Annotated in this window: 6 protein-coding genes and 1 pseudogene; 5 read left to right on the top strand and 2 right to left on the bottom strand. The window is 58.9% G+C overall.

Annotated features, from left to right (window positions below):
* From QVF11_RS24275 to QVF11_RS24260, 4 genes are all read left to right on the top strand, one after another.
* A partial coding sequence (locus QVF11_RS24275) for an IS3 family transposase (RefSeq protein ID WP_353738533.1) occupies positions 1 to 244 on the top strand: 244 nt, incomplete at its 5' end.
* A 16-nt stretch (positions 245 to 260) separates the two neighbouring features.
* The gene (gene dhaT / locus QVF11_RS24270; RefSeq protein WP_023336801.1) at positions 261 to 1424 is read left to right on the top strand and encodes a 1,3-propanediol dehydrogenase; all 1164 of its coding nucleotides are present in this window, start codon (positions 261 to 263) and stop codon (positions 1422 to 1424) included.
* 20 nt (positions 1425 to 1444) lie between these two features.
* A complete protein-coding gene (locus QVF11_RS24265; protein ID WP_054627500.1) occupies positions 1445 to 1798 on the top strand; it encodes a glycerol dehydratase reactivase beta/small subunit family protein in 354 nt (117 codons plus the stop codon).
* Positions 1799 to 2329: a cob(I)yrinic acid a,c-diamide adenosyltransferase gene (locus tag QVF11_RS24260; protein ID WP_004210508.1), complete on the top strand. Its 531-nt coding sequence runs from the start codon at positions 1799 to 1801 to the stop codon at positions 2327 to 2329.
* On the opposite strand, the gene dhaR is transcribed toward QVF11_RS24260, so the two are convergent.
* Both dhaR and QVF11_RS24250 read right to left on the bottom strand, forming a co-directional pair.
* Positions 2307 to 4232, bottom strand: coding sequence for a dihydroxyacetone kinase operon transcriptional regulator DhaR (gene dhaR, locus QVF11_RS24255; protein ID WP_096000324.1), 1926 nt, complete (start codon positions 4230 to 4232; stop codon positions 2307 to 2309). The two genes, QVF11_RS24260 and dhaR, sit on opposite strands and share 23 nt — an antisense overlap.
* Before the next feature lie 101 nt (positions 4233 to 4333).
* Positions 4334 to 5431, bottom strand: a complete 1098-nt coding sequence (locus tag QVF11_RS24250; protein WP_096000325.1) for a glycerol dehydrogenase — start codon at positions 5429 to 5431, stop codon at positions 4334 to 4336.
* Between the two features lie 565 nt (positions 5432 to 5996).
* Between QVF11_RS24250 and QVF11_RS24245 the strand changes: the two are divergent.
* Positions 5997 to 6311, top strand: a pseudogene (locus QVF11_RS24245) (dihydroxyacetone kinase subunit DhaK); the annotation flags it as partial.
* Between the last annotated feature and the right edge of the window lie 86 nt (positions 6312 to 6397).

Below are 6397 nucleotides of genomic sequence, written 5' to 3'. Positions count from 1 at the left end.
TAATCAGCGAGTCAGCTTGGGAAGAAATGACCTGCTTATTCGCACCTTCCTTAGAGAACAATTTATTGAATTCAATGAATTGTTGCTTTTTGAGGACCTGAATTTGTTTAATCAAAGAATGGCTGAATATCTGGTGCTGTATAACAGCAAAAGGCCACATAAATCACTCGAACTGATGACGCCAGTGGACTATATTTTACGTGAGAGTAAAAATTGCAATATGTGGTGGACCCATACAACCTGAAGCGAGAAGGTATATTATGAGCTATCGTATGTTTGATTATCTGGTGCCAAACGTTAACTTTTTTGGCCCCAACGCCATTTCCGTAGTCGGCGAACGCTGCCAGCTGCTGGGGGGGAAAAAAGCCCTGCTGGTCACCGACAAAGGCCTGCGGGCAATTAAAGATGGCGCGGTGGACAAAACCCTGCATTATCTGCGGGAGGCCGGGATCGAGGTGGCGATCTTTGACGGCGTCGAGCCGAACCCGAAAGACACCAACGTGCGCGACGGCCTCGCCGTGTTTCGCCGCGAACAGTGCGACATCATCGTCACCGTGGGCGGCGGCAGCCCGCACGATTGCGGCAAAGGCATCGGCATCGCCGCCACCCATGAGGGCGATCTGTACCAGTATGCCGGAATCGAGACCCTGACCAACCCGCTGCCGCCTATCGTCGCGGTCAATACCACCGCCGGCACCGCCAGCGAGGTCACCCGCCACTGCGTCCTGACCAACACCGAAACCAAAGTGAAGTTTGTGATCGTCAGCTGGCGCAACCTGCCGTCGGTCTCTATCAACGATCCGCTGCTGATGATCGGTAAACCGGCCGCCCTGACCGCGGCGACCGGGATGGATGCCCTGACCCACGCCGTAGAGGCCTATATCTCCAAAGACGCTAACCCGGTGACGGACGCCGCCGCCATGCAGGCGATCCGCCTCATCGCCCGCAACCTGCGCCAGGCCGTGGCCCTCGGCAGCAATCTGCAGGCGCGGGAAAACATGGCCTATGCCTCTCTGCTGGCCGGGATGGCTTTCAATAACGCCAACCTCGGCTACGTGCACGCCATGGCGCACCAGCTGGGCGGCCTGTACGACATGCCGCACGGCGTGGCCAACGCTGTCCTGCTGCCGCATGTGGCCCGCTACAACCTGATCGCCAACCCGGAGAAATTCGCCGAGATTGCTGAACTGATGGGCGAAAATATCACCGGACTGTCCACTCTCGACGCGGCGGAAAAAGCCATCGCCGCTATCACGCGTCTGTCGATGGATATCGGTATTCCGCAGCATCTGCGCGATCTGGGAGTAAAAGAGGCCGACTTCCCCTACATGGCTGAGATGGCTCTGAAAGACGGCAATGCGTTCTCGAACCCGCGTAAAGGCAACGAGCAGGAGATTGCCGCGATTTTCCGCCAGGCATTCTGAGTGTTAACGAGGGGACCGTCATGTCGCTTTCACCGCCAGGCGTACGCCTGTTTTACGATCCGCGCGGGCACCATGCCGGCGCCATCAATGAGCTGTGCTGGGGGCTGGAGGAGCAGGGGGGCCCCTGCCAGACCATAACCTATGACGGAGGCGGTGACGCCGCTGCGCTGGGCGCCCTGGCGGCCAGAAGCTCGCCCCTGCGGGTGGGTATCGGGCTCAGCGCGTCCGGCGAGATAGCCCTCACTCATGCCCAGCTGCCGGCGGACGCGCCGCTGGCTACCGGACACGTCACCGATAGCGACGATCATCTGCGTACGCTCGGCGCCAACGCCGGGCAGCTGGTTAAAGTCCTGCCGTTAAGTGAGAGAAACTGAATGTATCGTATCTATACCCGCACCGGGGATAAAGGCACCACCGCCCTGTACGGCGGCAGCCGCATCGAGAAAGACCATATTCGCGTCGAGGCCTACGGCACCGTCGATGAACTGATATCCCAGCTGGGCGTCTGCTACGCCACGACCCGCGACGCCGGGCTCCGGGAAAGCCTGCACCATATTCAGCAGACGCTGTTCGTGCTGGGGGCTGAACTGGCCAGCGATGCGCGGGGCCTGACCCGCCTGAGCCAGACGGTCGGCGAAGAGGAGATCACCGCCCTGGAGCGGCTTATCGACCGCAATATGGCCGAGAGCGGCCCGTTAAAACAGTTCGTGATCCCGGGGAGGAATCTCGCCTCTGCCCAGCTGCACGTGGCGCGCACCCAGTCCCGTCGGCTCGAACGCCTGCTGACGGCCATGGACCGCGCGCATCCGCTGCGCGACGCGCTCAAACGCTACAGCAATCGCCTGTCGGATGCCCTGTTCTCCATGGCGCGTATCGAGGAGACTAGGCCTGATGCTTGCGCTTGAACTGGCTGGCGTCAATATCGTACTGCTTCATTTTGCGCCACAGGGTGGTGCGGCCGATATTGAGCAGCTGCGACATCTCCTGCACCCGCCCGCTGGTCACCCGGGCGGCGTGAATAATAGCTTCCTTTTCGATGGCGCTAAAGGTCAGGCTGGCCGGCAGCAGCGATGACGCGCTATCCCCGCCCGGCCGCTCGGAAAAGAGATATTCCGGCAGATTACTCAGGCGAATGTGGCCGTTGTCGCTGCTGATGGCGATATTCTCAATGACGCTGTTGAGCTCAAAATCATTCCCCGGCCATGAGTAGGCCACCAGCTGCGCCAGCGCGTCATCGTCCACTTTCAGTCGCGAAGAGAAACGCTTCCCCAGGCTCTTCAACCGGTTATGCACCAGCGACGGAATACTGTTGCGTCGGGCGCGCAGCGGCGGGATGACGATCTCAAAGGAGTGCAGCGCATAGTACAGCTGGCGGCTAAAGCGGTTCTGTTCCACCAGATTGGCCAGATCGACGGTGGTGGTGGCAATCACCTTCACATCCACCGGGATCAGGCGCCGGGCGTCGAGGCGGGTGAGCACCCCCTGCTTAATCACCTGCAGCAGGGCCGACTGCAGCTCCGGCGCCAGATACTCGATCTTTTCCAGAAACAGGGTGCCGCCGTTGGCCAGCTCAAGGCGGCTCAGGCGACCATTTTCATCGTCGGTAGGGGCGCTGCCCATAAAGTCCTGGCCCAGCACGCTGTCGGCATATAGCTGGCAGTTGACGGCGATGTAGGGGCCGCCCGCCCGTTCGCTTTCATTGTGGATAGCCTGGCTCAGCAGCTCTTTCCCGACCCCCTCTTCGCCGCACAGCAGCACCGGGAAGCCACCGCGCGCCGCCTGGCGGCCAAAGTGGATCAGGCGTCGGGTTTCCGGATCGTCGGCAGACATCTGCTCAAAGGTGTGGCTCACTTTACCGAGCTGGCTGGTCATCAGCTGCCGCATCTGCTCCACCGGGTGCAGCAGCAGAATAAAACTGTTGCCTTGCGCCTCGACAATCGGTTTTAAGGTGATCACCGCATCGACAAACTGATGCTGACTTTCAAAGGTGACTTCGACGTGATTCAGGCCGCGGGCGTGTTTGATGGCGCGGCGCAGCAGCGCCGGGAGGGTCACCAGATCGGCGATATTTTTCCCCTGGCTGGCCTGAGCATCAAGATGCAACAGTCTCGCCGCCTGAACATTGAGAAACTGCAGCACGCCCTGTTCGTTCCACGCCATCACCCCATCGTCCATGCTCTCCAGCAGGCCGTACATCTGATTGAGGTGACGGTTGGATTCCGCCAGCAGGCTGTCGGTAAGCAGGGAGTTACCCACCTCGCGGGCGATGGCCAGCGTCAGGGAGAGGTCGGCGCTGGACTGGTGCTCGACCAGACAGCAAAGCGAGATAGAGCCGAACAGCCGCCCGTGGTTATCAAACACCGGCGTCGAGCAAAAACTCCATGGCTGTAGCGCCTGCTTAAAATGCCGATCGCCGGCGGTGTTGATCGGCTGGCCCTGCATCGTGGCCAGCGACAGCGCGCAGGTGCCGATAATGCTCTCCGCACAATAGCTGCCGTCGCGAAATCCCAGGGCAGCCAGCTGGGCCAGGGTTTGCGGCTCGCCGCAACGGCTCAGGATGCAGGCAGACTCATCAAGAATAAACAGCGCGCAGGGGCGGCCGTCCATAAACTCCCAGGCGTCTTCCAGCGCCGCCTGGCCGATGGTCAGCAGCGCGGTTTTACGCCGACAGATGGAGTCGAAGGTCAGGCCCTGGGCCTGGTGCGGCGTTTGCCAGGTTTCGCGCTGCATAAACTTGCTGCAGCGGTGCCATGACTGGGCGATGACGGAAGAGACCACCTTCCCGGTTTCCTGAGTCTGAACAGTCATATCCTTTTCCGCGTTGTACCATAGAGAACCCCTCCGGCAGCGACTGCCGGAGGGGAGAAAGAAAAACCGCTGACCTGGGCCAGCGGTTTAGCCACCGCGAATTAACGCGCCAGCCACTGCTGGCCTAACAGATCGGCGGTGAGGATAGCGGCATGGACGCTCTCCGGGGTCACCGCAAACGGCATATTATGGATGGTTTCCCCTTCCGCGCAGGTGGCTTTCGCCACCGCGGCGATTTTCTCGTCGATCCCCTCTTTGACGCCCATCTGCGCGAGCGTCACCGGCAGGCCGACGCGCTGGCAGAAGCCCAGCACCGTTTCAATCTCGTCCATCGGGCTGTTCTGTAGCACCAGCTGCGCCAGGGTACCGAAGGCCACTTTCTCACCGTGATACAGATGGTGGCACTCTTCAAGAATGGTGAAACCGTTGTGGATTGCGTGGGCGGCGGCCAGGCCACTGCTTTCAAAGCCAATGCCGCTGAGATAAGTGTTCGCCTCGATGATGCGCTCCAGCGCTTCGGTCACTACCCCGGCCTGCGCCGCCAGACGGGCCTTTTCGCCCTCCGCCAGCAGCGTATCATAGCACAGGCGCGCCAGGCTCAAGGCCGCCGCCGTGGACTGCCCGCCCGCCATGCTGGTGGCTCGCGCATCGAAGCAGGCCTTGGCTTCAAACCAGGTGGAGAGCGCATCGCCCATGCCGGAGACCAGCAGGCGTACCGGCGCTTTGGCGATAATCGCCGTGTCCATCACCACCATATCCGGGTTTTTCGGGTAGATCAGATACTCTTCAAACTCGCCCGCCTCGGTGTAGATAACCGACAGCGCGCTGGTCGGCGCATCGGTTGAGGCGATGGTCGGGATCACCACCACCGGCAGCTTCTGGTAGTAACCGATCGCCTTCGCGGTATCGAGGGTTTTACCACCGCCGATCCCGACCACGCCGCGGCAGCCCTGTTTTTGCAAAATCGCCATCAGACGGTTGATTTCCGCATGGCTGCATTCGCCGTTAAACCGTTCCGCATGGCAGCGAATATCGTGGCTCTGCAGGCCATTCACCACTTTCTCTCCCGCCAGCTTCATTACGAAATCGTCGGCGATGACGAAGAAGCTCTCCGCCAGGTTTTTGGCATATTGACCGAACAGAACAGCAGCATCAGGACCCTGAAGATATTTGGCTGGAGATTGAATAACTTTTAGCATTCCTTTCATCCTCAAATAAGTACATGTTTTCACATGGTGAGCCCTGGCGTTAACCCGTTTAGCCTGATGTTGACGGCGAAAGCGGACGTACCGGAGCGATGTAATAACTGTATGGCGAGGCGTGTACAAAAAAATCTTTCGTCATTTTGTTCTGATATGGAACAGATAAAAATGACATGCGTTTCATTTTGGAATGCTTAACCACAAAAATAATGAGATTTGCGATCTCGATCCGTTCCGTTCCGTTACCGCGAAATTACCGACAAACACGATGATAAATTTCCCCAATTACGCGCCATCCTGGGTAAAGCCCCGCAAAAAAGACTGACTGCGCCGTGTGGCCTGCTCTGATCGCAGGAGGAAAAAGTCGAGCGAGTTCGCATTGTGATGATTTCTCGCCTAATTAAGTTTCATTTCGGAACAAAAAACAGCAATCACGTTTCGTAATGAAACTCATTTTCGTGTTGTTTTTTTCCATGCTGACTTCGCCAGAATCTCTCTATCGCCTCCGCACCATGAACATGCATTCGGGGGGTTGTCTTACACTCAACCTCGAGGAGCCGTTATGTCTCAATTCTTTTTTAATCAACGCCCCCATCTCGTTAGCGACGTGATCGACGGTACAATTATCACCAGCCCGTGGAATAACCTGGCGCGTCTGGAGAGCGACCCGGCGATCCGTGTAGTGGTACGCCGCGATCTGAATAAAAACAACGTGGCGGTGATTTCCGGCGGCGGCTCCGGCCATGAACCGGCGCACGTCGGCTTTATTGGTAAAGGCATGCTGACCGCCGCGGTCTGCGGCGATCTGTTCGCCTCGCCGAGCGTCGATGCGGTACTCACCGCGATTCAGGCGGTGACCGGCGAGGCGGGCTGTCTGACCTGCTCCCCGTTGATTAGTACACCCCGATGTTAGGGAAGGTGCGAACAAGTCCCTGATATGAGATCATGTTTGTCATCTGGAGC

Source organism: Klebsiella sp. (genome assembly GCF_027492335.1).
In the GTDB taxonomy this organism is placed as follows: Bacteria; Pseudomonadota; Gammaproteobacteria; order Enterobacterales; family Enterobacteriaceae; genus Klebsiella; species Klebsiella huaxiensis.
This window is presented reverse-complemented; position numbering and strand designations above follow the sequence as displayed.

Bases quoted from the DNA above. Each gene is read 5' to 3' on its own strand.
- dhaT (WP_023336801.1), top strand. From the start codon at position 261: ATGAGCTATCGTATGTTTGATTATCTGGTGCCAAACGTTAACTTTTTT.
- QVF11_RS24265 (WP_054627500.1), top strand. From the start codon at position 1,445: ATGTCGCTTTCACCGCCAGGCGTACGCCTGTTTTACGATCCGCGCGGG.
- QVF11_RS24260 (WP_004210508.1), top strand. From the start codon at position 1,799: ATGTATCGTATCTATACCCGCACCGGGGATAAAGGCACCACCGCCCTG.
- dhaR (WP_096000324.1), bottom strand. From the start codon at position 4,232: ATGACTGTTCAGACTCAGGAAACCGGGAAGGTGGTCTCTTCCGTCATC.
- QVF11_RS24250 (WP_096000325.1), bottom strand. From the start codon at position 5,431: ATGCTAAAAGTTATTCAATCTCCAGCCAAATATCTTCAGGGTCCTGAT.